This is a genomic window from Shewanella morhuae (assembly GCF_900156405.1).
GTDB lineage: Bacteria > Pseudomonadota > Gammaproteobacteria > Enterobacterales > Shewanellaceae > Shewanella > Shewanella morhuae.
Map to the genome: position 1 here is coordinate 23,852 of NZ_FTNN01000002.1, position 24,868 is coordinate 48,719.

Annotated in this window: 22 protein-coding genes; 8 read left to right on the forward strand and 14 right to left on the reverse strand. The window is 44.0% G+C overall.

Annotated elements, in window-relative coordinates:
- Positions 1-70: 70 nt before the first annotated feature.
- Positions 71-1,570 (reverse strand): CoA-acylating methylmalonate-semialdehyde dehydrogenase, encoded by a 1,500-nt coding sequence (locus tag BW947_RS02490; protein ID WP_076496749.1) that lies wholly within the window; start codon positions 1,568-1,570, stop codon positions 71-73.
- 108 nt (positions 1,571-1,678) lie between these two features.
- Positions 1,679-2,869 carry a thiolase family protein gene (locus BW947_RS02495; protein ID WP_076496750.1) on the reverse strand — a complete coding sequence of 397 codons (1,191 nt, stop codon included), beginning with the start codon at positions 2,867-2,869 and terminating at the stop codon, positions 1,679-1,681.
- Between the two features lie 715 nt (positions 2,870-3,584).
- Here BW947_RS02495 and BW947_RS02500 point away from each other — a divergent pair.
- Positions 3,585-5,231 (forward strand): methyl-accepting chemotaxis protein, encoded by a 1,647-nt coding sequence (locus tag BW947_RS02500; protein ID WP_076496751.1) that lies wholly within the window; start codon positions 3,585-3,587, stop codon positions 5,229-5,231.
- Positions 5,232-5,338: 107 nt separating this feature from the next.
- On the opposite strand, the gene metA is transcribed toward BW947_RS02500, so the two are convergent.
- Together metA and BW947_RS02510 are read right to left on the reverse strand one after the other, a co-directional pair.
- Positions 5,339-6,280, reverse strand: coding sequence for a homoserine O-acetyltransferase MetA (gene metA / locus BW947_RS02505; protein WP_076496752.1), 942 nt, complete (start codon positions 6,278-6,280; stop codon positions 5,339-5,341).
- Positions 6,281-6,349: 69 nt separating this feature from the next.
- Entirely contained in the window at positions 6,350-6,769 is a 420-nt protein-coding gene (locus tag BW947_RS02510; RefSeq protein ID WP_076496753.1) for a YbaY family lipoprotein, read from the reverse strand.
- A gap of 117 nt (positions 6,770-6,886) precedes the next feature.
- Here BW947_RS02510 and BW947_RS02515 point away from each other — a divergent pair, with 117 nt between their 5' ends.
- Positions 6,887-7,627: an SDR family NAD(P)-dependent oxidoreductase gene (locus BW947_RS02515; RefSeq protein WP_076496754.1), complete on the forward strand. Its 741-nt coding sequence runs from the start codon at positions 6,887-6,889 to the stop codon at positions 7,625-7,627.
- Between the two features lie 95 nt (positions 7,628-7,722).
- On the opposite strand, the gene ompW is transcribed toward BW947_RS02515, so the two are convergent.
- The 7 genes from ompW to phhA form a co-directional block, all read right to left on the reverse strand.
- Positions 7,723-8,370 carry an outer membrane protein OmpW gene (ompW, locus tag BW947_RS02520; protein ID WP_076496755.1) on the reverse strand — a complete coding sequence of 216 codons (648 nt, stop codon included), beginning with the start codon at positions 8,368-8,370 and terminating at the stop codon, positions 7,723-7,725.
- Between the two features lie 403 nt (positions 8,371-8,773).
- Entirely contained in the window at positions 8,774-9,439 is a 666-nt protein-coding gene (locus tag BW947_RS02525) for a nucleotidyltransferase family protein (RefSeq protein WP_076496756.1), read from the reverse strand.
- A 32-nt stretch (positions 9,440-9,471) separates the two neighbouring features.
- On the reverse strand, positions 9,472-10,122 hold the full coding sequence (maiA, locus tag BW947_RS02530) for a maleylacetoacetate isomerase (RefSeq protein ID WP_076496757.1): 651 nt from the start codon (positions 10,120-10,122) through the stop codon (positions 9,472-9,474).
- Between the two features lie 142 nt (positions 10,123-10,264).
- Positions 10,265-11,251 (reverse strand): fumarylacetoacetate hydrolase family protein, encoded by a 987-nt coding sequence (locus BW947_RS02535; RefSeq protein ID WP_076496758.1) that lies wholly within the window; start codon positions 11,249-11,251, stop codon positions 10,265-10,267.
- 355 nt (positions 11,252-11,606) lie between these two features.
- Entirely contained in the window at positions 11,607-13,145 is a 1,539-nt protein-coding gene (tyrR, locus tag BW947_RS02540; RefSeq protein WP_076496759.1) for a transcriptional regulator TyrR, read from the reverse strand.
- 259 nt (positions 13,146-13,404) lie between these two features.
- Positions 13,405-13,743 (reverse strand): 4a-hydroxytetrahydrobiopterin dehydratase, encoded by a 339-nt coding sequence (locus BW947_RS02545; RefSeq protein WP_076496760.1) that lies wholly within the window; start codon positions 13,741-13,743, stop codon positions 13,405-13,407.
- 121 nt (positions 13,744-13,864) lie between these two features.
- Positions 13,865-14,677, reverse strand: coding sequence for a phenylalanine 4-monooxygenase (phhA, locus tag BW947_RS02550; RefSeq protein WP_076496761.1), 813 nt, complete (start codon positions 14,675-14,677; stop codon positions 13,865-13,867).
- Positions 14,678-14,999: 322 nt separating this feature from the next.
- Here phhA and galU point away from each other — a divergent pair, with 322 nt between their 5' ends.
- From galU to BW947_RS02580, 6 genes are all read left to right on the forward strand, one after another.
- Positions 15,000-15,908, forward strand: coding sequence for a UTP--glucose-1-phosphate uridylyltransferase GalU (gene galU / locus BW947_RS02555; RefSeq protein WP_076496762.1), 909 nt, complete (start codon positions 15,000-15,002; stop codon positions 15,906-15,908).
- The gene (galE, locus tag BW947_RS02560) at positions 15,908-16,921 is read left to right on the forward strand and encodes a UDP-glucose 4-epimerase GalE (protein ID WP_076496763.1); all 1,014 of its coding nucleotides are present in this window, start codon (positions 15,908-15,910) and stop codon (positions 16,919-16,921) included. Before galU ends, galE begins: the two co-directional genes overlap by 1 nt.
- Before the next feature lie 89 nt (positions 16,922-17,010).
- Entirely contained in the window at positions 17,011-17,496 is a 486-nt protein-coding gene (napF, locus tag BW947_RS02565; RefSeq protein ID WP_076496764.1) for a ferredoxin-type protein NapF, read from the forward strand.
- 88 nt (positions 17,497-17,584) lie between these two features.
- Positions 17,585-18,034 (forward strand): bactofilin family protein, encoded by a 450-nt coding sequence (locus BW947_RS02570; protein ID WP_076496765.1) that lies wholly within the window; start codon positions 17,585-17,587, stop codon positions 18,032-18,034.
- 379 nt (positions 18,035-18,413) lie between these two features.
- A complete protein-coding gene (locus BW947_RS02575) occupies positions 18,414-19,400 on the forward strand; it encodes a LysR family transcriptional regulator (protein ID WP_076496766.1) in 987 nt (328 codons plus the stop codon).
- Positions 19,401-19,877: 477 nt separating this feature from the next.
- Positions 19,878-22,169 (forward strand): OmcA/MtrC family decaheme c-type cytochrome, encoded by a 2,292-nt coding sequence (locus tag BW947_RS02580; protein WP_076496767.1) that lies wholly within the window; start codon positions 19,878-19,880, stop codon positions 22,167-22,169.
- Positions 22,170-22,287: 118 nt separating this feature from the next.
- Here the strand turns inward: BW947_RS02580 and BW947_RS02585 are convergent, their stop codons facing one another.
- The 3 genes from BW947_RS02585 to mak all read right to left on the reverse strand — a co-directional run bounded on the left by BW947_RS02585 (position 22,288) and on the right by mak (position 24,864).
- A complete protein-coding gene (locus tag BW947_RS02585; RefSeq protein ID WP_076496768.1) occupies positions 22,288-22,971 on the reverse strand; it encodes a DUF2982 domain-containing protein in 684 nt (227 codons plus the stop codon).
- Positions 22,972-23,026: 55 nt separating this feature from the next.
- Positions 23,027-23,728 carry a YdcF family protein gene (locus BW947_RS02590; RefSeq protein WP_076497065.1) on the reverse strand — a complete coding sequence of 234 codons (702 nt, stop codon included), beginning with the start codon at positions 23,726-23,728 and terminating at the stop codon, positions 23,027-23,029.
- Between the two features lie 218 nt (positions 23,729-23,946).
- On the reverse strand, positions 23,947-24,864 hold the full coding sequence (gene mak / locus BW947_RS02595; RefSeq protein WP_076496769.1) for a fructokinase: 918 nt from the start codon (positions 24,862-24,864) through the stop codon (positions 23,947-23,949).
- Positions 24,865-24,868: the final 4 nt, after the last annotated feature.

Consider the following 24,868-nt stretch of genomic DNA (forward strand, 5'->3'; position numbering starts at 1 on the left):
TTAAGGGCGCCGTCTAGTCAGTAAGATAGTTGAATAAACAACCGCTAATATATTGTTTTTACATCTATTTTTAACGTAAGTTAATACTCATGTTGGGTGCGGTAGCGATGGCAATATCAGACTCATACCAACGGGAAGTAATGGTCTTAGTCTCAGTATAAAAACGTACCGCTTGCTTACCATAAGCATGTTGATCGCCATAGAAACTGCCCTTCCAACCAGTGAATGAGAAGAAGGGTAATGGCACTGGAATCGGCACGTTAATCCCCACTTGGCCTACTTCCACTTCATGCTGATATTTGCGCGCCGCTGCACCGCTGGCAGTAAAAATAGAGGTGCCGTTACCGTAGGGACTTGCATTAACTAGCTCAATGGCTTCATCTAAAGAGTCCGATTCCATACAACATAATACTGGGCCGAAGATTTCTTCTTTGTAGATGCTCATGTCGGTCGTGACTTTAGTGAACATGGTTGGGCCAACCCAGTTTCCCTCTTCATAGCCTTTAACCGTAAAATGACTGCCATCAAGCACGCACTCTGCCCCTTCTTCTTTACCTTGAGCAATCAGCTTAAGCACACGCGCTTTGGCAGCTGGGCTAATAACAGGACCATAGCCGGCTTCTTTGTCGTCCCATAAACCTGGGCGAACCTTAGCTAGCGCATCTTTAAGTTCTGGGATCCACTCTTTAGCCGCACCGACAAATATCGCTACCGATAGCGCCATACAACGCTGACCCGCTGCGCCCACAGAAGCGCCAACTAAATTGTTAATCACTTGCTGTTTGTTAGCATCAGGCATAATTACGCAGTGATTTTTCGCTCCCGCAAACGCCTGTACACGTTTTAAGTTATCGGTACCGGTCTTATAAATATATTGCCCAACAGCAACTGACCCTACGAAAGAAATGGCTTTAATGGCTGGGTCAGCAAGTAAAATATCAACCGCAGTTTTGTCGCCATGCACTAACTGTAATACGCCCTTAGGCGCACCAGCTTCAACAAACAGCTCAACTAAACGCTGCGGCGTCATTGGATCTTGTTCTGACGGTTTTAAAATAAAGGTATTACCGCAAGCAATCGCTAATGGGAACATCCATAACGGGATCATTGCAGGGAAGTTAAACGGCGTAATACCCGCACACACGCCCAGCGGTTGAGTGTAGCTGTAGGTATCGATTGAGCGCGCGACGTTTTCAACGGTTTCGCCCATCAATAATGACGCCACGTTACAAGCGTGTTCTACCACTTCAATACCGCGCCACACGTCGCCCTTAGCATCTTCAAAGGTTTTACCGGTTTCCTTTGCAAGAATGGTCGCCAGCTCATCGTGGTGTTCTTTTAATAAATGCTGATAACGCAACATGACTCGCGCACGCTCAGACACCGGCACTTCTTTCCAGGTTTTAAATGCCGCTTTAGCACTCGCAATAGCCGCATGGACTTCAGCGCTTGTGGCCGCATTGATTACTGCGATAGGCTGATTATTTGCCGGATTAGTGACTGTAATCTGTGATGTACCCGTACCATGGGTAAACTCACCGTCAATGTAATGCTTTACTTGTGTGGTCATGTTGCAATCCTTTCTTTGTAGAGTGATGGGCTGGCGGTGCGATATTATAATTATCCTCAAGGGAAGTGATTGCCCTTGCCAGCCGTCTTGTTGATTTAAAACGATAACTTATATTTCGATAGCCATCGCAGTTGCTTCGCCGCCGCCAATACATAACGAAGCCACGCCGCGCTTAAGGCCGCGGGCTTTTAATGCATAGATTAAGGTCACCAACAAACGTGAGCCCGAGCAACCAATCGGATGACCTAAGGCGCAGGCGCCTCCATTAACGTTAACTTTAGCGTTATCTAAGCCTAATTCAGATACGGCGAGCATAGTCACCATCGCGAAGGCTTCATTAATTTCAAATAAATCAACGTCATCCTTTGACCAGCCGACATTAGCCAGTAATTTTGTCATTGCGCCAACGGGCGCAGTGGTAAAGAGTGCAGGCTCTTGAGCGTGCGTGGTGTGGCCTTTAATGGTAGCTAACACAGTTAAACCTAAACGCTCAGCTTCGCCGCGCGAGGTCAACATAAGCGCCGCCGCACCATCGGAAATTGAGCTAGAGTTTGCTGCGGTAATGGTGCCATCTTGAGTAAAAGCTGGGCGCAACGTAGGGATTTTTTCAGGACGAGCATTACCGGGCTGTTCGTCGGTATCAATAGTCACATCACCACGACGATCACTGATGGTGACTGGCGAAATTTCGGCTTTAAAGGCTCCAGAGTTAATAGCAGCATTGGCTTTTTCTAACGAACTGAGAGCAAAAGCGTCCATCTGCTCGCGGGTGATGCCAAATTCATCGGCAGTTTTCTGGGCAAAGGTGCCCATAGCACCACCGGTGTAGGCATCTTCTAACCCATCTAAAAACATATGATCAAGCACTTTACCATGGCCCATACGCATGCCGCTGCGGGCTTTATCCAGCAAATACGGTGCTTGGCTCATGCTCTCCATGCCACCAGCAATCACCACTTTTGCGCTGCCTGCTTTAATTAAATCGTGAGCTAACATCACCGTTTTCATGCCGGAACCACAGACTTTATTCACTGTTGTTGCGCCAACAGACAAAGGCAAACCTGCGCCTAAAGTCGCTTGACGCGCGGGTGCTTGGCCCAAACCTGCGGGTAATACGCAGCCCATCAAGACCTCATCAACATATTCACCCGCCAATTGCGTATCTGCTAACAAGCCTTTAATAGCAGTCGCGGCTAATATGGGGGATGCAACGGATGATAAACTACCTTGAAACCCACCCATTGGGGTGCGTTTTGCGGCAACGATGACGATATCTTGATTTAACTGTTCAGTACTCATTGAAACTCCAACCGATAATGCCAAGCACGTCAAAACATGCCCATAGCGAATAAAATAATCACAATAAAACCACTCTGACGTTTACGCTAACGTAAAGCAAGTATTCCTTGGTCTAATGTGCAGATTTTATCAGGTGAAAATGTCAGTAAGAATTTACAGTAAAGTGGGATTAAGAATAAGAAAGGACAAGTATTGATAAAGTAGTAAGAATGATGACTTTGATATAAAAGTATGCGCAGTAATGGCTAATCCGTTTGAACTAAAAAGCGTAAAAATTCAACATTAATGACAAAAAATATCAAACTCACCCGCCATTATGCAGCAGAAATAACCTTACTTAGCCCCATGACTTTCAGTAGATGATATCTAGGCTCGCACTGTTACTTATCGCCCTCCAAGCACATAAGGTGTGCCAACTATCAAGAAAAAGACTAATGCGTTTTATCACCCAGCAAGCTCGAGTGGGCAGACCAATTAACGCCTTAATAGAACAATTTAGTAGTTATCAATAAAATCACTACGCTCAACCACATAGTTAACATTTTTATCGGCCCATTCACATATATCCACAGTACAAAAAGTGGAGTACCTTAGCTCTGTACAGAAACTTAAGGGTATAAAATCTAACAACTGTCCCTATTAGTTAACAATGCCAAATGTTCTACTCGTATACTCAACATCCAGATGGCCTTAAATAAAAGTAGGAAGGAAAAACATGCTAAATAAGATGACGCTCAAGACACAGTTTATCGGGGTCATCGCGATCCCCTGTATTGCCCTTATCTTAATCAGCTTAACAGCCATCCAAGGGTTGTCTGGTATGCAAGAACAAACTAAGAAACTCGCCGAAAACACCAGCGCACCATTACGTTCAATGGCAGAAGTCGCCTCCCGTATTCCTCGTATGCGAGTGGGCATTGATATCATTATCTTGCAACAAATACCGACAATGAAAGATGAAAAAGGCGTATTAACGCGAGTCCAAGAAACCCGTGCTGAGGATATTCCAGAAATGGAGGCGGCATTAAAATCAGCACGTGACACACAAGTAAACCCAGTCACCTATGCCGAAGTACAAAAGTTGATCGACATTTTTGAGAAAGTCAAAAGCAACGAACTTATACCCATGCTTTTGGCAATGGAACAAGGTGACGTCGCAAAATCACAAGAAATTTATCGTAACCAATTTGCCGCAAGCTATAACGTTATGAGAAAAAATACCAACGCCATTCTTGACTCATTACTTGAGCAGGGTAATGCCAGCTTTGTTGACAGCCAGCAAAACTACCAAGATACACGTATGGAAATGTTTACCGTATTAACAATCGCTTTAATCATTTCCATTTTTCTAGGCTTTATTATGCTGCGCCGCTTACGACTTCGCGTGGCACTTTTACAACAACATATTTCTTCTGCCAGTGACAAACTGGATTTACACAATATGCTCGAGTTAAAAGGACACGACGAACTCAGCGATATTGCTCTACATTTTAATCAGTTTGTTCTTAAGATTCGCAGCGCTATTGAAGCCGTAGCAGACAACTCACGCCAACTCGCCCATACGGCTAATGATGTTGCCAGCAAAGCTAAAGCAACCCATAGAAATTGTATTAATGAGCGCGATCGCACCACCCAAATAGCAACAGCTATTCATGAGATGGGTACCACGGTAGAAAACATTGCTGGCAACGCAACTCAAGCTGCCAATGCTGCTAAAGAAGCCGATAATCAAGCGAATAACGGCGCTGCTGTAGTAGCAAAAGCTCGTCAAGGTGTTAGCTCGTTATCAACTGAAATTCAACAAATTAGCACTGATATTACTTCACTTGCGACGCAAACAAATTCCATCGGCAGTATCTTAGATACCATACGCAGTATTTCCGAACAGACTAACTTGTTAGCACTCAATGCAGCAATTGAAGCCGCACGCGCGGGTGAGACTGGTCGAGGTTTTGCCGTTGTGGCTGATGAGGTTAGAAACCTTGCAAGCCGCTCAGCAGCATCAACCAATGAAATTCAAGTTATGATTAATAAGCTACAAGAACAATCATCCAAAACTGTGATCGCGATTAAACGGGGTCATGAACAAAGCAACCTTGTGGTAAAGCAAGCGGATGATGCAAATGATTCGTTAGCGCTCATTACCTCGCATATTGGCCAAATCAGCGATATGAACATTCAGGTGGCCACTGCGACCGAAGAGCAATCTATGGTTGTAACGGAAATAAGTCGTAATGTGGAAGATATAAATCAGTTAACAAGCGAAACATCAGAAATTGCCGATGAGTTAACGGCATCTAGTGCAAACTTACAAAAGCTATCAGTTCACTTAGATAAATTGGTAACACAATTTAAGTTATAAGATTAACCAATAGCAATAAACCACAACAAGCTGAGTGCATTAATCCCGAAGGAGGACTAAAGCACTCAGCGCAATAGCCTGACAAATTTAGTCTGATGCATGATGATTTAACGCGATTCCCACGGGGTCATCGCCGTCATATCGTTTAAGTCATAGGGGGTTAACTGGTAGACGTAATAGTTAAGCCAATTACTCACCAGTAAACTGCCGTGGCTATGCCAACGAGCAATCGCCTCAGCTTCAGGATTGTCATTGCGATAATAGTTTTGTGGTACATCGGGATTTAAGTTTTGGGCTAAGTCTCGATGATACTCATCATTTAACGTCGATTTTTGATACTCAGGATGACCCATCACAAACAAGTTGCGGTTATTACGGCTTAATACTAAATAAGCCCCTGCCTCATCGGATTCAGCTAATACTTGCAGCTGCGGATGTTGTTTAATGTCTTCAAGATTCATTTCAGCAAAACGGGAATGGGGCGCAAAAAACTCATCATCAAAACCGCGTAGCAATGGGAAATGCTGACAAGTACGACGATGTACAAATACGCCTGAACGCTTCTGTGGCAAAATTTGTCGATTTAAACCATAGAGATGATACAAACCCGCATGGGCTGCCCAACATAAAAACAGCACTGAGGTGACATGCTCTTGCGACCAGTCAATAATTTCACGTATATGATCCCAGTAGACCACGTCTTCAAAATCAATTTGCCCCAGCGGCGCGCCCGTAATGATCAACCCGTCATAGTTTTTGTGGCGCACGTCTTCAAAATCACGATAAAAGGTATTCATGTGATCAATCGAGGTATGTTTGGACTCTTTATCATGAATACGCAGTAAATCAACATCGACTTGCAGTGGCGTATTTCCCAGTAAACGCAATAACTGGGTTTCGGTCTCGATTTTGTTCGGCATCAAGTTCAACATCAGCACCTTCATCGGTCTGATATCTTGATTCGCCGCCCGAGTTTCGGACATCACAAAAATGTTTTCGGACTCTAATACCCCTGCCGCGGGCAGATGGTCTGGAATTCTAACCGGCATACAGCGCCTCTTCTGTTCGTAAATATCAACGGATTCGGCGCGTATGTTAGCTCACCTTTAGTGAGCTAATTAATCACCGACTTTTTCCAGCAGTATGGTCATAGGTTCAGTGGCGTTGAGGTCAATAGGATAAGCATGGGTGTTAATAAACAATAACTTATCACCGAGCATTATCCGTGCACCTATAGCATAACTGTGACCAGGTTGAAATTGATCACTGCCCATCGCAAAACTAAATGGCGCGGGAATCGCAGCCCCTTGTTGCACACGTTCAGCCATCACTATGGCTGGCACATCCATTTTTGAAACATCAAGCAGTTGCACTATAACCTTGGCATCGGCAGGCAGTGCAATGCGTTCGCGATATAAGGCCTGGCCCTTAATCTCAACGAGAGCATTGGGCGTTGCACAACCAGATAACACCCCCATGACGGCCATTAATACTAAGGCTGTTAATCTCAACGCACTTAAACTCAATCCTGTGTTCATTTTATTTATCCTAATCATACATAAAGACTTCTAGATGTCCATACGCTCGAGCTATAAATCTTGTCTTGCCGCGTATATCTTTCTATCATAAGCCACCATTTCGTTGTCGAAAAACCTATGACTCAAGCAACTGCAATCATTGTGGGAGCTAGCTCACAATTAAGTCGTGAACTTGCAAAGCAATTGGCAGATCAACAGGTTGAATTAGCCTTATTCGCCCAAGATCCAGAATCACTTCACGATTTTGCCCTATCCTTGCCAACAAAAGTACAAGTATTTGCACTTCAAATTGAACAGCCTCAAGCAATTATTAATCAACTTGAATCCGTCTGGCAGAGCCTTGGCGGCGCGCACTTAGTCTTAGTCAATACTGGCCTCAATAGCTATGATCCTGAGCTGCCTTGGTTACCTGAGCAAGATATTATCGATGTCAATGTGCGAGGCTTTGCCGCTATCTGTAATACGGCATTTAGACTATTTCGCGAGCAAGGTTATGGACAACTGGCGGCAATAAACTCGATAGCGGGTCTACGCGGTGGGCCAAGCGTGGCTTACCATGCCTCAAAGGCATTTGGACAGAAGTATCTTGAGGGCCTAAGCATGCATGCACAGCGCCTCAAGTTACCGATTACCATTACCGATATTCAACTCGGTTTACTTGATAAAGCCGCAATGCAGCAAAGTGCAATGTGGCTTGCACCATTACCACAGGTCGCAGCGCAAATTATCAAGGCGATGAAACAAGGTAAACGCCGCGTTTATGTGACTAAACGCTGGCGCCTTGTTGCTTGGCTTACCGTGTTATTACCCGAGTTTATCTACAACACGCGCCACTGGAAGGCTAAAAAACCAAAATAGTAAGCCGACATAGTAACGGATCAAAATATCGTGTTAAAAGTGCAAAACGAAAAAGGAGCCCAAGGCTCCTTTTTTACGCTTATCTACTCAATAGATTAGAAAGTGTAACCTACGCTTACCATATACACCCAAGGGTCGATATCGGTTTCAATCTTCACTGGAGCCTCTGCTAAATTAAACTTCACGTCGGTACTAATTTGCATATACCACACTGATGCGTTAACTAACCAATTTTTACTTAATTGATAATCTAAGCCAACCTGCCCAGCAACACCCCAAGAATTACTCAAGCTAAGATCCGTTAAAGCGCCGTTTAAGTCATTGGTGAATTCACTATCATAAAAGTTAGTGTAATTAACACCAACGCCAATGTAAGGGCGTAGAGCAGATTGAGCATCACCAAAATAGTACTGAGCCACTAATGTAGGAGGCAGTTGCTTAGTGTCAGCAATTTTACCTACGCCTTTTAAAGAAACATCATGGCTAAAAGGCGTTGCCGCTAATAACTCTATGCCCAGGTTATCAGTCAGCATATAGCCGAAGTTGAGCCCTAATTGAGTATTGTTGTTAATAATAAATTCACCGTTTCCAGCGACATCTTGGCTCGACTCATTCGGTGCCACTACAGCAACCCCCGCACGAATAATAATATCGCCCGCTTGGTGAGCCGATACCGAAGCTGAAAAACCAATAGCGAGAAGAGAGGCAGCGACTACAGCAGATACAGTATTTTTACGCATCATCATACTCCATGTATATAACATAAATGATTGTTTGTGATTACATCCATAACGATTTGAGCTCACACTGCCAGAGAAATGACGTGGTTTTATTGATCCAAATCAAATGCGCGCACCAATACCTACTTAGGAGTATTCGCAGCGGGATACCGATCACAAAACCTAAACATTTATCGACAATACTCCTTTAATTATCGTGAGTTAGCGCATATATGCACAAATACAAATGTACATCTTTAGTTGTAGTTCGCTTAAGTACCGTTAACATTTCAGCTACGTGCGTTCGCAGAATATTGCGCCAATTGGCAGTGGGGTTTAGCGGATAGTTAACGAGTAGAGCGGTGAGAGAGCCAGGTTAGATAACGACAGCGTAGGTTACGCTATCGTTAGGTTATGCGATCGAAAGTTAACTCATTAGTTTGAGTAAAGGATATTGACGTAACCAGCCCTTTGCAGACACTCTTTGCTCAAATATCAGTAAGCTACGTCGAGGGTTTGCACGCAAGGTAAGATTAAACAGTGCATAAAGACCAAAAGGTGCCACCAATTCATAAGATGTTGCACACTGGCTGTGTAAGGACTGCTCAGCAGTAACCTGAGTATTTTTGTCGTACTCGCCAACATCAGAGACATAAATACCAATAGCAGTTTCAAACTCAGGCCAATAGGTCATAGCATCGGCACAGGAAGTATAAGCAGGGTCTTGATTTTTTAAGTGCATACGCGCTTGATTTTTCACCGACCAAGGTAAATCGGGCGCCAATTGTTTAAGGTAAGCTTCAATCGCAGCATCTCGCTCAGGGCGAATATCTAAGGGGCAAAAATAAATCAGATCAATATCATTAAGCGGGCTCAACTCAAATCCGTGCAAACGATCCCATACCAAATTACGCACAAATCCAGCCGCAATACACCACTGTGGTATGGAATATTGTTTGGCGCACCGTTGAACAATATCAAGCGCCCTCACCCGCTCGTTGTCTTGGCTTATCCACTCCAGTAATCGTGAACGTAACTCAAGCTCTGTTTTTGTTAAAGATGCCAAGTTCACATCAGAATGACTCTGCGCCACCTTAACTGCCCTGCCATAAGTACTCAAATACGTTAAATAGCATCTGCTTGGCGCTCTGGCGCGGCATCGGCAAAGGCATCAAGCTGATTACATTCAGCCCATACGCGCATAATATTGGGGTAAGGCGTTACGTCCACATTAAAACGTTGGGCGTTATATACCTGCGGCACTAAACACAAGTCGGCTAATGTCACGGTATTACCAAAGCTATAACGGCCGCTATGCCTGGCTAATAGGACTTCTAAGGCCGCAAAGCCACTCGTTACCCAGTGCTGATACCAAGTATTTTTAGCCGCCTCATCAATACCTAGTGTTTGGGTTAAATATTGTAATACTCGTAGGTTATTTAACGGATGAATTTCACAGGCTATGGTTAGTGCCATTGCGCGCACGTGAGCACGCTCAAGCGCTGAGGCGGGCAATAATGGCGCTTGAGGATAGATTTCATCAAGATATTCAATAATGGCTAAAGATTGCGACAATGCCTCAGTATCTAGCTCATCGTCCACCACTAAGGTTGGCACTAATTCTAGGGGATTAAGGTCAATATATGGCGCTTGGTGTTGCTCACCGCCATCACGTACCAGATGTACTGAGAACTGCTCGGCTGAAATGCCCTTAAGATTGAGCGCAATGCGAACACGATATGCAGCACTTGAGCGCCAATAACCATACAGTTTCATATTTTTATCTCCTTATCCATTGAACTTGCCAGCCAAACCGTTTTATCAATAAACCTTGATATTTTAAGCTGGTTTGGCGATACATTAACGGGGCCATTTAGCCCCGTTATATTAATCGATACTGGCAATAATCAATGCCGCGTTAAGCTTTATATTCAACCACTTTTTGATCGATACAACCAAAAATCGTGACATCGTTATCATCCAGCATTTCGATACGCACAGTGTCACCAAAACGCATAAATGGCGTCGTAGCTTTACCGTCAGCAATCACTTCTAACATGCGTTTTTCCGCTAAACAGCTCGAACCCGCGCTACGATCATAATTAGAAATGGTGCCAGAGCCAATAATTGCGCCAGCGCTCAATGGGCGTGTTTTGGCAACATGTGAAACGAGTTGACTGAAATTAAACGTCATATCAACGCCCGCATTAGGGCGGCCAAATAACTCACCGTTTAAGTAGGTGATTAACGGTAAATGCACTTTAGAATCTTCCCAGCGTGCGCCTAATTCATCGGGCGTTACCGCCACAGGCGAAAAACTGCTCGATGGCTTAGATTGGAAGAAACCAAAACCTTTCGCTAGCTCTCCTGGGATTAAATTACGCAGTGAGACATCGTTCACGAGCATCAACAACTTAATATGTTGAGCCGCATCATCACTACTCACGCCCATAGGGACATCATCGGTAATTACCGCGATTTCAGACTCGAAATCGATACCCCAGTCTTCATTGGCCATTTCAATATCGGCTTTAGGGGCGATAAAACTATCGGAGCCCCCTTGGTACACTAAAGGATCTGTCCAGAAGGTTTCTGGCATTTCAGCGCCGCGAGCTTTACGCACTAACTCAACGTGGTTTACATAGGCGCTACCATCAGCCCATTGATAAGCGCGAGGTAATGGCGATAAACACTTAGCTTCATCAAAGGCTTGGGCATTATCAAACATACCTTCATTCAGCGCATCGTATAGTTCTTGTAATTGTGGCTTGAGTAAATCCCAACCATCGAGTAGTTGCTGCATGGTGTGGGCAATGGCAGGCACGGCAACCGTTTTAGTCAGGTCACGACTCACTAACATTAACTGACCATCTCGGCGACCATTGTTATAACTTGCAAGTTTCATATTGGCTCCAGTACTTTTTTAGCTAGGCGTACAATTTTGGACTACGGGAAAACGCACTGCGCCACCCAACTTAAATTCGACGATTATCATTGACTCATGCTGAACGTTTTGGTCTAACAAAATGTCCGTAATTGTTTACGCTAACGTATTTACTGCGCGTAGAAATACCCGATACCGGCGAAGATTCCTATAGCGTGAACAAAATCACATCCAAATCAATTATTTTACATTTTGTAAACTAATGATTACGCTTATAAACGCCTTACCGTTTTTCAATAGCTAGCCAACTGACATGCCTAAAAAGGCAGCTATTTAGTGGAACGATACGGTTACATTCAGCGATTAAATCGGATCACTAACGACGTTTAGCTATCTGGTATTCACGCAGTTTATTGGCAATTGCGGTATGCGACACACCGAGCTTTTTAGCCAACTGGCGAGTACTTGGATACGCAGGATACAAACGGCGTAACAAGTTACCCTCAAACTGCTTCATTGCATCATCGAGATTGCCTTCGAACTCATCATCGAAATAACCAAACCCTTCGGCATAAGAGGGAAGTTTTAGCTGCTCTACCGTCAATTCTGCCGGACCATCCCACATAGATACCGCTCTGAATACGGCATTTTTTAACTGGCGCACATTACCCGGCCAAGCATAAGTGAGTAAATGTTCACGGCACTGAGCCGAAATCCGCCTAACTGGACTCGATAATTGCTGGCTGTAATGTTCGAGGAACATTTCAGTCAATGGAATGATATCAATTTTACGCTCACGTAATGAGGGGATGTGGTAACTCAGAACATGGATGCGATAGTACAAATCTTCCCTAAACTCACCGGTTTGGCATAGCTCAGCGAGATTTTTTTGGGTCGAGCAGATAATACGCACATCTGCACGCACTTCGTCATCGCCACCTATGCGTCTGAAGCTGCCGTCTTGCAGTAAACGTAATAACTTAACTTGGGCAGCCTTTGACATTTCGGCCACTTCATCGAGGAATATCGTTCCCCCTTTGGCCTCTTCAAAAAAGCCGCGTTTGATGACTTTGCCTTGGCTGACATAACCAAATAATTCTTCTTCGGCGGCGCTGTCAGGTAAAGCCGCACAGTTAATAGCGATAAAGGGTTTTTCACGGCGCATGCTGGCATCGTGGCTGGCTCTGGCCATCAGCTCTTTGCCAGTACCGGTTTCACCGGTGATCAATAAAGGCGCATCAAGCTGAGCCATCCGCTGCGCTTGCTTAAGCACCTCTTTCATTTTGTCACTGCTGGCTAATACATTCTCAAAGCCAGTCGTTTGATTCTGCAACGCATTGAACTGTTTACCGACTCGTGCGGGAGATTTGAGCGACACCACTGCCCCCACTAAAATGCTTTTTTTATCCTCATCGGGCAGATAAATGGGTAGCATTTCAGCTAAATATTCATTGGGACCAATTTGTACTCGTGCCGCTTGCGGTAACACTTGGCCTTCACTCAACCAACGACTGAAGTTAAAGCCTTGTACCCAATGGTTGAGCGATTCTTCGAGCACCTCATGCTCGCCCATACCGATATTGAGCAAGGCAGACTCGTTAACAATACGAATACGGCCTTTAGCATCAATGGAGAACACGGAATCGGGTAAGGTTTTTAACAAGGTCTTGAGCGCGTAATGCTCTTGCTCTGAGGGCATAAACGAAACCGTGCGCACATCATGCACACTTTCCACCTTACGAATTTGCGGCATTAACGCACTTAAGGTTTCAAAGCCAATTTCGGCAAATTGTAGGTATAAAAAACCCTGATTACTGGCATCAATGGCAATTAAATTAATACCATACTGTTCTAACACAACTAATATATCTTTCGCTAAACCCACGCGATCTTGACAGCTGACTTCCAAGCGCATAATGACTGATATTCCCATTTTTTGATTCGAATTTTGGGGAGAAACCGTGCAGAGCTATTTTTTACGCTCGCCAATAGAACGCATATTGGCTTATAAAACCAGCTTTACGCAAACGTAAGCGGCAAATTAATAGCAGGGCGTGTATACGTTAAAAGGTTAAATCAAAAGTGGCAAGTCTAGTTTACAGTACGAGCGGAGTTGGAGTAACTAAATCAGCGCCGAAAAATACTTAACGAGCTGATTTAGTTATTTAAAAAAATTAATCAAATAACTGGTCCGTCTTGGCGGCCATGATGAAATCGTTCTTATGTAGTCCTTTTATTGAGTGTGACCACCAAGTTACCGTCACTTTGCCCCACTCAGTAAAAATACCTGGATGATGAAATTCGGCTTCAGCCAAATCTGCCAGCTTATTGGTAAACACCATCGCCAGTTTAAAGTTTTTAAACTTATAGACTCGTTCAAGTTGCATTACGCCATCACGCACTTGTACGCCCCAATCTGGGATCATACGCACCAGTTCTGCCAACTCTTCATCGGTCACTTTCGGGGCATCGGCTTGGCACGCTTCACATTTCATATTCGATAACGCTGTCATACATACTCCTATTGGCAACATCAATAAGGTCAATCCGTTGCACTTTACGTATTACTGATTGAGTTACTCAATCATAAAAAATCAACTCAGTTCACTATATCGGCACTAAATCACTATCTGGCTAACTCACTATCTCGCTCACTTTAACTTTGGGTAAATATTTAGGGGCAAATAAGCCTAACTGGCGCGCCTTAGCCACATAACTCATGATGTCCATTTTGGCGATTTCATCTAGCATATCAATATGGTCAATAACATAATAAATCGGCTGCATGATATCGATACGGTAAGGAGTTCGTAGCACATCGAGTAAATCGAACGGTTGACGTTCTGCTACTGCACTTTCCATTGCATATAAGGTTTCACCGGGTGAACTTAAAATACCTCCACCATAAATACACAAAGGGCCGCCTTTAGGTTGTAGTAAACCAAATTCAACCGTAAACCAATACAAACGCGCCAAAAATACTCGCTCCTCCTTACTGGCATGCAAACCTAACTGGCCATACATATGCGAGAAATTAGCAAATGAAGGGTTGGTTAATAGAGGGCAATGGCCAAAAATCTCGTGAAAAATATCGGGCTCTTGTAGATAGTCAAATTCTTCCTTGCGACGAATAAACGTTGCCACAGGAAACTCTTTATTCGCGAGTAATTCAAAAAAACGGCCAAAGGAAATCAGTGCAGGTACCGCTGCTGTTTTCCAGCCAGTCGTTATTTGCAGTACTGCATCAATTTCAGCGAGTTGCGGAATACGATCCTTAGGCATAGCTAACGCATCAAGACCTTGCAGATATTCCTTGCAAGCTCGTCCGGGGAGATTCACCGCTTGACGGGCATACAATTGGCTCCATATGTCATGCTCTGCTTGTGGGTATTGAATAAACCCAGTCTCATCGGCTGTGTGAGCGATGTACGCTGTTCCTTTCGTCATAGTCTTCACTTCATGGCTAACACTGATGGCTCCATAGTGATCTAAGCCTTGAATTTTGTTAACTCCCCCACACTTTATTGTTGATCCGCAGTTGTGGTAAAAACGTAAAGCAAGTATTACAAAAACATTAAAAACGCACTAAAAACACATATCAACCATGATGTATTAGATTCACTATGCTAACGTGGTTAAAATTCTGCATAAATTTACCGTTGAAATACCGAAAAAACCCTGATATTTCAGCGTTTGAGAATAGCTTTTCTGTGTAGGTCATTTACAATATTGGCCATTAATCGTATCTCTTTAATCTAAAAGGTTCGCAATGACACAACATCAAATTCGTAAAGCTGTTATTCCTGTCGCAGGCCTTGGCACTCGTATGCTTCCAGCGACTAAAGCCATTCCAAAAGAAATGTTACCTGTTGTCGATAAACCGTTGATCCAATATGTGGTAAGCGAAGCCATTGCCGCAGGAATTAAAGAAATTGTACTGGTGACCCATGCCAGTAAAAACTCTATCGAAAACCATTTCGATACCAGTTTCGAATTAGAAGCCCAACTTGAACGCCGCGTTAAGCGTCAGTTACTCGAAGCAGTACAATCTATTTGCCCTAAAGATGTCACTATCATCAGTGTGCGTCAGTCTCAAGCTAAAGGCTTAGGCCATGCGATTTTATGTGCAAAATCTGTGGTAGGTGATGCGCCATTTGCCGTATTACTGCCTGATGTGATTATCGATGAGTCGAGCTGCAATTTACGCACTGATAACTTAGCTGCCATGGTTTCCCTATTTGATCAAACCCAAGTGGGTCAAATCATGGTAGAAGGTGTGCCACATAATGTCGTCAACCAATATGGTATTGCCGATGTAAATGGCCATGATTTACAACCTGGTGAGTCAGAGCCATTAGCCGAGCTCGTTGAAAAGCCATCTGTAGATGAAGCACCATCAAACTTAGCCGTTGTAGGCCGTTATGTGTTACCCGCCAGCATTTGGCCGCTACTGGCAAAAACACCAGCCGGTGCCGGTGATGAAATTCAATTAACCGATGCTATCGCCATGTTGATGAAGCAAGAAACCGTGAATGCTTATTATATGCAAGGTAAAAGTCACGATTGCGGTAACAAACAAGGCTACATGCGTGCCAACGTAGAATATGCTCTGCGCCATAGCGAAATTGGTGAAGACTTTGCACAATATTTAAAAACCGTCGTAAAGGGAATGAAGTAATGACGATTTTAGTGACTGGTGGGGCGGGTTATATTGGTACCCACACTGTAGTAGAACTGCTCAATGCAGGCAATGACGTGATTGTATTGGATAACTTGTCTAATTCAAGCATAGAAGCCTTACACAGAGTCGAGCGGATCACAGGTAAAGCAGTCACTTTTTATCAAGGCGATATTCTCAATAAGGCTTTATTACAAAAAGTATTTAGCGACCATGCAATTGATTCGGTTATCCACTTTGCCGGATTAAAAGCTGTGGGTGAATCGGTTGCTAAACCACTCAAGTATTATGAGAATAACGTCACTGGTACCCTTATTCTCTGCCAAGTGATGGCAGAGAATAAGGTAAAAAATCTCGTTTTCAGCTCATCAGCCACCGTGTATGGCGATCCTGCAAGTTTACCTATCACCGAAGACTTCCCAACGGGGGCAACTAATCCCTATGGTCAGTCTAAGTTAATGGTTGAGCATATTCTTGCGGATGTACACAATGCCGATCCGAGCTGGAATATCGCACGTTTACGCTATTTTAATCCCGTTGGTGCCCATGCCAGTGGTTTAATCGGCGAAGACCCTAACGATATCCCAAATAACTTGATGCCATTTATTGCGCAAGTTGCCGTAGGTAAACGTACCGCCTTAAGTGTGTTTGGTGATGATTATCCGACTCACGATGGTACGGGTGTGCGTGACTATATCCATGTCGTCGATTTAGCTAATGGTCATTTAAAAGCACTCGCCAAACTAGCGACAAAACCTGGTTTAGTCACGTATAACTTAGGTACGGGTATAGGTTATAGCGTGTTAGATATGGTCAAGGCTTTTGAAAAAGCCTGTGGTCGCACTATTGCTTACCAGATTGCACCACGTCGTCCCGGTGATATTGCCGCTTGTTACGCCGATCCAACCCATGCAAGGGAAGATTTAGGCTGGCAAGCCACGCATACCTTAGAGGATATGGCCAATAGTAGTTGGCATTGGCAATCGACAAATCCCACAGGTTATAGCGGCTAATCCTATTAATGGCTTGTTGAAATATCTCACTAAGCCATTTCTTTATCTCTTTACCTAAGAATACCGCTTGAAATGATCCATGGAGCAACATGACTCAAAGTATTAATCACAGTCGTCGCAGCCTCTTTAGTCGTCGTAAAAGTAACGCAATAAGGCCACCTTGGGTACGTGAGGATATCGAATTTACCGATATGTGTACTCGCTGCTCGGCTTGTATTACGGCCTGTGAAACCAAGGTTATTATTAAAGGCGATGCTGGATTTCCAGAAGTGTCCTTTACTAACAATGAATGTACTTTTTGTACTCTGTGCGCCAAAAGCTGTCCTGAGAACATTTTTGATTTAACCCAACCCGCTTGGCATTATAAAGCCTATGTGCAAGAGACTTGTTTAACAAACCATGGGATCTGGTGCCAAAGTTGTAAGGATACCTGCGAGCCCCGAGCCATCAACTTTGTATTCAGCATTGGCCAAGCTCCTAGCCCTCATATTGATGTTGATTTATGTAACGGTTGCGGTGCCTGTGTCGCGCCTTGCCCTACCCAAGCCATACATATAAAACTACCCACTGAATAAACCAATAATCCTAGCGGAGAGTAACGCGTTACTAGGCTTGTTCTCTATTTTCGGCTATTATCGCGCGCCGATTGAACTGAGTTAATTTATGATGACCTTTATTAAAAAATTATTTTCCCCGACTCAAAAAAGTACCTCGTTGAGTTTTATTTCCCGTGGCACAAAACTCACGGGTAATATTGAATTAACCGGGGATGTACTTATCGGTGGCGATATTCAAGGTCAACTTCTGTCCCAAGCGAATGTCAGCATAGAGCAAGGCGGTACCATTCATGGCGAAGTAAAGTGTCAAGAATGTATTGTTGATGGGTATTTTAAAGGTAGACTCATTTGTGAACGTTTAGTCATTCAACGTAATGGCGTTGTCGATGGCGAAGTCGCTAGCACTTCAATGCAAATCCTTGAAGGTGGCCAATTCATCGGTATGCGAATTAAAGAAGATGCGCCCACTATTTATTCCCATGCCATCGGCCACACACCTGCGATAGACTCACGTAACCTGCCGCTAGCACAAAGCGATGTAATTGAATCTCGCTAAATCTTTATCAGTACATCATTAATATATGCTCGCAATGCAAAGTGAGCATTTTTAAACGTTCATTGTGACCGCAAGCATGACTCACACTCCAAAGAGTCGACTCCATAACTTCCCCTCTCCCAATTAAAATCGTTAATAGATTGTTACCTTACCAAGAAAGATCACAGTTTATCTGCAAAAGTCGTGTTAATTTACTGCCAAATTGGCATCTTATTTGACAGCAGTTCATTCAATGTAAGCTAAAAGTCCTCAAGACAAATTTGTATGCCTAATAGTGACCTATGAGTAACAAACTTAACGCAGATAAAGAGACAGACACCCTGTAGCTACCCGCGCACAGTAATGACTATATGTAAATCAATACAAGGCTGAATACAAAATGAGTAATTTGTTATTAAAACAAATCTGTGAGCTCGATGTTTTTACCTTGCTTGTTTTTAAAAGTATTTTCGATACTGGGCATGCAAATAGCGCAGCTAAAGCACTGAATGTTTCTGCGCCAAAAATTAGCCGTTGTCTCAATGCATTACGTTTTACCTTTAACGATGAACTGTTCTACCGTCGTCAACAGGGACTCAAACCAACGCCATTAGCAGAAAGTCTTTATGTTGCTATATGCCAGTTTACTGAAGCGGTTCATCACCTTGAACAATCTGCAACACAAATACAAAACGCTTCGACTCACAGTGATCTCCCCTTGCACATTGCTGCCAGTAATGGGCTGCTAAGCTTTTTGGCACCGCAATTAAGTACTCCCGAAATCGCCCAAAAGTTAGGTAAAATATACTTACATAAGTGGCAGGAAAATAGCGCTGAATTGATCCATGCAGGCGTACTGGATTTTGGTATTACCCTAGAAAGTGCTGAAAATAAAGAATTAAGCTACACCAAACTTGGCTCAGTTAATGGCGTTTATATTGTAGCGGACAAACAACATCCGCTCTGGCAGATTGAGACCAACATTACCCTAGAGCACATTTGCCGCCACCCATTTCTATTTCAAGAATTCAAGGGTTTTAACAGTAAAATTGATCCTTTAGAATTATTTTGTCAACGCCAAGGTATCTTATTACCAGCAGTAGAAAAAGTGTTCGATAGAGAAGAATGGCATGCCCATTTATTAACCATGAAGAGCGTGGCCTTTTGCTCCACCATTGATATGCACACGGTAAAACATATGCCAGGATTACACCTAGAACGCCTTAGTGATACTGAGCTCAGTAGATTGCACGACACTATGATGGCACCCCATTATTACCTCATTCAAAAGCCAGCAATTCATCGGCGATACAGCCAGAACCAATGTGATCTGGTAGTGTGCTCCTTACTTGCCACATTAGATACAGAGTATTCGTGCGAGACATAAGTTAAGCCAACTCATTAATACCAAGTCTATTAAACCTTGTTGACATTATTGATGTGAATCGATACTAAACGGGTTTGTCGCGTTATGACTCAACGTCCAAAAAAGCACAATTTAATAGTCTTAAATACGACTCATACGCTAACTTTAGACAACTTTCTCCCATCACTTTCATATTAAAAATATTAAATCCACACTTAAGATATAGGCTATTTAAGCCTCGTTCATTTTACTTAACCGAAAATGAATTATCCCTAGACGTCTAAGTTGAAATATAACAATTGTGAAACCCACCATAAAAACAGAGCTTAATTTGAATATGTAAAATAGCAAAATTCAAATTTTGCAATTGCCATTCTCGGCGGTTAAATCACCGTTCACATAATAGATACAAACTTACAAAAACCACTTTATAAGTAGGTGAATGCTCCTATATTGGTGGCACTGCACACGCAGTCTTATAGATAGAAAAAGGACGCGATGATGAAAAACTATAATAAATCTCTACTGGCGCTGGCTCTCGTCAGTAGCTTAAGTCTTACCGCCTGCGGGGACGGAAGTGATGGTGAAAATGGCACTCCCGGAACACCGGGTACGCCCGGCACACCTGGAGCTCCCGGAATACCAGGAACCCCTGCAGGCTCCTTTGCAACAACAGCGCAATCCATCACAGATCTTTCATTCACTTTAAGCCCCGCCGACATTAAAGTAACCAGTAGTGAAGGTTTTAGTATTAAATTTATGCTTACCGGTAAAAATGCAAATAAAGATGTCCCCTTCACCGGACTAAACAAGATTGCTATTTATTCATTAACGGCTAATGAAAATACTTCAGGAACTGGCGCACCTATTCAATGGCAAAATAATGTCACAGCAAATGCGGCAGGTAGTTCATTTACCTGTACTTTAGATGGACTTGACGCAACTAAAAATGCTTGTACGTTAACCGAAGATATTGCAACACCAGGCACTTATACTGCAACTTGGACACATGAAGGCGCTGCGCCCATTATCAATCCAAATGATAATCCCAATGCAGTACACAGAATATTTTTACGGGCTTATAACATCGCCGATAGCACTGGTGTCGTCCTATCTGACAAGATTTTATCAGTGCCCGTTGACTTTATTCCAGCCACTGACGAACTGGCTACATCAGGTAAAGATACCGTGAGTGATGCAGCCTGTGAAAAATGTCACGGTGAAGCGAATGGTCATATCGCCAATATTTCTGCACACCATAACTACCAAGGTGTTAAAAACTGTGTCACCTGCCATAACCCAGATCAACTACCAAGCGATGCTGATTTAGCTGCAGGTTTAATATTTGACTTTGCGCCCATGATTCACAGGATCCACTCAGGTGCAGAAAACGCGGCAAACTTTGATGTTAGTAATAAAACAGCGAAAGAATGGAGCGAGATTGGCTTTCCATCTGCGCTGAAAGAATGTACCTCTTGCCACACGACAGACCAACCAAGCTATAACACCATTTATGCTCAAGCTTGTGTAGGCTGCCATATGACAGTCAACTTCACGACGGGTGAAAACCACTCAGAATTTGCCCTAGCCCAAGCGGATGATACTCAATGTAACTCTTGCCACGGCAGCGGAAACCTGTCACCTGCTGTGGTTCACAGCGTGGGTAAACGTGCAGAGTATGCATCTTTATTTAAAATTGATTTTACCAGCGCCACAACAGTGCCTTCTGCAACGCTGGGCATGAAAACACTTACCATAAAAGCCAACGTTAGTTTAAATGGTGCGCCAATTGCTGATGGCACATCACTAACAACTTACGATGTAACCAGTAATCCTACGGCTATGTTCGTTACCAACGGCCTGCTGATTGGCAATGTAACTGCTGATGGCACTGTGTACTCATGGGGATTTACTCAACCTACAATCAGCATAAAACTAAATAACGGTACGCTTGCTGGCGGTGTGCTCACTATTGTAAAAGATATTCCTGATGCACAAGCGACGGGCACTATCTATCTAGGTTCAGAAGCTAATTTCTGTGCTAAAGCAGGTAAAGTGGTTAGTTGTAATACTGCGGGGATAGAGTTTGGTCCAACGAGCCCTATCGGTAATGATGCAGCAGTTAAATTCTATAGCCTTGATAGTAGCGCAGTCACTAAAGCACGCATGACAGATCCCACTCGCATCACTGTCGAAGAAGCCAAATGTAATGCTTGCCATGGCACTTTAGATTACGCCAAAGGTCCAAAACACGGTACTTATACCTTTGACCAATGTATGCACTGCCATAATGACACCACGGGTGGTTCTTATCATTCAGCTACAGGTTACAAAGGTGAGGACGGTGTTTTAGTTAGCGATCCTAACGTTACGTTTAAAAATAGAGACTTATTCACTGTGTCTCACCGTTTCCACAGCGGTAATTTTGGTGAAGTCGAAGGGATTTTCCGCGATGCGACAGGTGGCTTGGTTGGTTATCCCGCGCCAGAAACAGATTGTGCGATTTGTCATAAAGACAATGCTAAACTGTTTGCAACTGACGGTGGCCTAACCTCAGGCAAGCGTTCAATCAAAGTAGGTAACTACTACATTAGCCCAGTTGCCGAGTCATGCCGTACTTGTCACGCTCACTCTGATGCGGCGGCTGTCGCTCACTTTAGAAGTAACGGCGCGGTCGTTGAAGCAGATGCAATGACAGATCCTAACCTACCAGTAGAATCTTGCGCAACCTGTCATGCTGAAGGTAAAACCTATGGCGTAGATAAGGTACACGCAGAGGTAGCACACTAGTACCTTAGGGCTGCCCTGCACAGCCCAACTTCATCTCTGCAACTCATTGGGGACCCTTGGTCCCCTTTTTTATTGTCGATAAATTTCAGATGAATATTCAAATCAGTGCGGTAAAAACTTAGTCTGCTAAGCGATGGTATTGCGCGATACGTTGCCTAAGTAACGTGATAAAGTCCTTAGGTTCTCTATCTAAACTGTCTTGGGGAATATACAAGTGATAACCCAAACGCGTATCTAACATCACGCAGCGATGACCAAACATCGCCAACACGCCACGATAACGGTCGCCTTCTATCACTAACGGACCAAACTCAGCGCCAAGGTAGGTTTCCAAGGTCGCTAAGTCTTCATCTTGAGAGGCTGCTGTCACCAGTAAAGGCCGTTGCTCGGTTAATAAGCCCGTCGCTAGACGCAGGGAAATATTATCGAGAATAGGATTTAAGTGCTTCAGTTTAATGCCTAAATAGGATAACTCTATCGTATCTAAGCCATTGGTTACCCTCGGGATATCGACCCGCTGAATATTATCCCAAGCGATGGACACTTTGCCGCGGCGATGAAAATAAGTCAGCCCTTTCTCATCTAATGCTAACGTTGTTTCTGGCTCATAAACTTTGGCTAAACCAAGAATTAATGCAATGGCGCCAAAACTAAAAAAAACTAACCCCACTGCAAACAGGGCTGGCATTGAGATAAATAGCCAAAACCCCAGCACAAGACCTATCCCACCCAACCAAGTTAAGGTTAAACCATTTCGTTTTGATAAAGGCCGTACTGACACCACTTCGGACTCAATTGTCATTATTATTCCTGTTAACACTTAATATACTCATAGCCAAGTTCGCAAACTATCACCTTTAACTTAACGTTTTTAGCCATAACCACAAGCGGCCGATATATTCATGAATCGCCCGCTGAGATGCCACTAAATTATCGGCGCTTAAACGCCAGCAAAAATCAGCCCGCCCAATAAAATCTGTTGGCGCGGCATCAGCATATAAACCTTTAGCAGCGAAAATAGTCATGGCCCTTGGCATATGCGTCGCTGAGGTGACTAAACGAAAAGAGACTTGGCCTAACGTCGATTGCAAATATTGCGCTTCTTCTAGGGTATCTCGCGCCAGTGGGAATTGGATAATTCGATGTTTATCCACACCCAACTCAATCGCAGCATTCGCCATCATTTCAGCGTGGGAAATATGGGTAAGTTCGCCGCCCCAACCGCTAACAATCAATTGACATTCTTGACCTAAGTTAAGTTGCCGTATCCCTTCCGTAAGCCTTGCAAGCGCCACAGTCGATAAAGATTGCACCGCAGTCGCGCCTTGAATATCAGAATGCGCTGAGCCTAAAACCATCACAAAACAAGGGCCAGTAATGGTGGTAGAATTGATAGGGTAAACAGATTCTAAAGGCCGCACTAGGGTATTGACACTTAGTTGACTGCTTAAAAAAAGCAACAGCAAGAAGGCGCATGTAACTAAGTATTTCGCCATACTCCGGCGACGCCACACTAAAAAAGAAAGTAGTAAAAGCAATAGGATAAAGGGAATAGGCATCATCCCCTGTGAAACAACTTTCTTAACCCAAAACATGATGTTCATGCCAAGCAACCCAAAAGAGCGCAACCATCAGCATCAAAATACGGCGAAACGCATCGCAGATAACAGTAGCCCAGCGTTTCGCTGGGCTAATATTTACCAAACGCATAGGCCATTAAGCATTGATTTCAAAGCCTAATAAACTCACTCAATGAGTACATATATCCAAGCGAAGATTACTTTTCCCACAACCAAGCGGCGCCGCGCACACCCGATGAGCAACCGTAAAGATTTTGTAGCACAGGTGTATGGCACTCACGCCCCAAAACATAATGGGCCAGTAATGCCGGTAACCTTGGATAAATTGCCGCAACATTAGACATACCGCCGCCTAGGACTATAGCATCGGGGTCAAGCATATTGATCACATGGGCGAGTGAGCGGGCAAGCCTATCGATATAACGCTCAAACGCAGCGAGTGCAATAGCATCGGCCTCATCGACTAATAACATAATATCGACACCTGATTTTGCAGCAGCGCGCAATGTACCTGATGCTGCCAACGCCACATTGTAATCACGCACAAAGCCAGCGCCTGAAATAAAAGTCTCGATACAATCAGGGTTACCACAAAAACAACGGGTGGTATTAAATTCCTCCTTCGTCATCCAAGGCAGAGGATTATGGCCCCATTCACCGCCGATACCATTACCACCGCCGTGCACTTTGCCGTTAATTGCCACGCCAGCGCCGCAACCAGTACCGATAATCACGCCAAATACCACAGATTTACCTGCAGCAGCACCATCCATCGCCTCTGATACCGCAAAACAGTTTGCATCATTGGCAACCCGCACTTCGCGCTGCAACATTTCACCTAAATGCACGTTGAGGGGATGGCCATTAATCCACGTTGAGTTAGCATTTTTGACTAAACCTGAATAGGGCGATATCACACCAGGAATGCCCACGCCAACAGTGCCTTTTTCGCCGAGTGTGGTTTCTGCTTCTTCAACCAAATCAACCACGGCAGCAAGTGTGCCTCGATAGTCGCGCGGCGTAGTCACACGTTTGCGAAATAGCTCATTGCCTTCATCACTCAGTGCGACTAATTCTATTTTTGTTCCACCTAAATCGACGCCTATTCGCATCATGAAT

Excerpts from the sequence above, each read along its gene's own strand:
- BW947_RS02490 (WP_076496749.1), bottom strand. The coding sequence starts at position 1,570 with ATGACCACACAAGTAAAGCATTACATTGACGGTGAGTTTACCCATGGT.
- BW947_RS02495 (WP_076496750.1), bottom strand. The coding sequence starts at position 2,869 with ATGAGTACTGAACAGTTAAATCAAGATATCGTCATCGTTGCCGCAAAA.
- BW947_RS02500 (WP_076496751.1), top strand. The coding sequence starts at position 3,585 with ATGCTAAATAAGATGACGCTCAAGACACAGTTTATCGGGGTCATCGCG.
- metA (WP_076496752.1), bottom strand. The coding sequence starts at position 6,280 with ATGCCGGTTAGAATTCCAGACCATCTGCCCGCGGCAGGGGTATTAGAG.
- BW947_RS02510 (WP_076496753.1), bottom strand. The coding sequence starts at position 6,769 with ATGAACACAGGATTGAGTTTAAGTGCGTTGAGATTAACAGCCTTAGTA.
- BW947_RS02515 (WP_076496754.1), top strand. The coding sequence starts at position 6,887 with ATGACTCAAGCAACTGCAATCATTGTGGGAGCTAGCTCACAATTAAGT.
- ompW (WP_076496755.1), bottom strand. The coding sequence starts at position 8,370 with ATGATGCGTAAAAATACTGTATCTGCTGTAGTCGCTGCCTCTCTTCTC.
- maiA (WP_076496757.1), bottom strand. The coding sequence starts at position 10,122 with ATGAAACTGTATGGTTATTGGCGCTCAAGTGCTGCATATCGTGTTCGC.
- BW947_RS02535 (WP_076496758.1), bottom strand. The coding sequence starts at position 11,251 with ATGAAACTTGCAAGTTATAACAATGGTCGCCGAGATGGTCAGTTAATG.
- tyrR (WP_076496759.1), bottom strand. The coding sequence starts at position 13,145 with ATGCGCTTGGAAGTCAGCTGTCAAGATCGCGTGGGTTTAGCGAAAGAT.
- BW947_RS02545 (WP_076496760.1), bottom strand. The coding sequence starts at position 13,743 with ATGACAGCGTTATCGAATATGAAATGTGAAGCGTGCCAAGCCGATGCC.
- phhA (WP_076496761.1), bottom strand. The coding sequence starts at position 14,677 with ATGACGAAAGGAACAGCGTACATCGCTCACACAGCCGATGAGACTGGG.
- galU (WP_076496762.1), top strand. The coding sequence starts at position 15,000 with ATGACACAACATCAAATTCGTAAAGCTGTTATTCCTGTCGCAGGCCTT.
- galE (WP_076496763.1), top strand. The coding sequence starts at position 15,908 with ATGACGATTTTAGTGACTGGTGGGGCGGGTTATATTGGTACCCACACT.
- napF (WP_076496764.1), top strand. The coding sequence starts at position 17,011 with ATGACTCAAAGTATTAATCACAGTCGTCGCAGCCTCTTTAGTCGTCGT.
- BW947_RS02570 (WP_076496765.1), top strand. The coding sequence starts at position 17,585 with ATGATGACCTTTATTAAAAAATTATTTTCCCCGACTCAAAAAAGTACC.
- BW947_RS02575 (WP_076496766.1), top strand. The coding sequence starts at position 18,414 with ATGAGTAATTTGTTATTAAAACAAATCTGTGAGCTCGATGTTTTTACC.
- BW947_RS02580 (WP_076496767.1), top strand. The coding sequence starts at position 19,878 with ATGATGAAAAACTATAATAAATCTCTACTGGCGCTGGCTCTCGTCAGT.
- BW947_RS02585 (WP_076496768.1), bottom strand. The coding sequence starts at position 22,971 with ATGACAATTGAGTCCGAAGTGGTGTCAGTACGGCCTTTATCAAAACGA.
- BW947_RS02590 (WP_076497065.1), bottom strand. The coding sequence starts at position 23,728 with ATGCCTATTCCCTTTATCCTATTGCTTTTACTACTTTCTTTTTTAGTG.
- mak (WP_076496769.1), bottom strand. The coding sequence starts at position 24,864 with ATGATGCGAATAGGCGTCGATTTAGGTGGAACAAAAATAGAATTAGTC.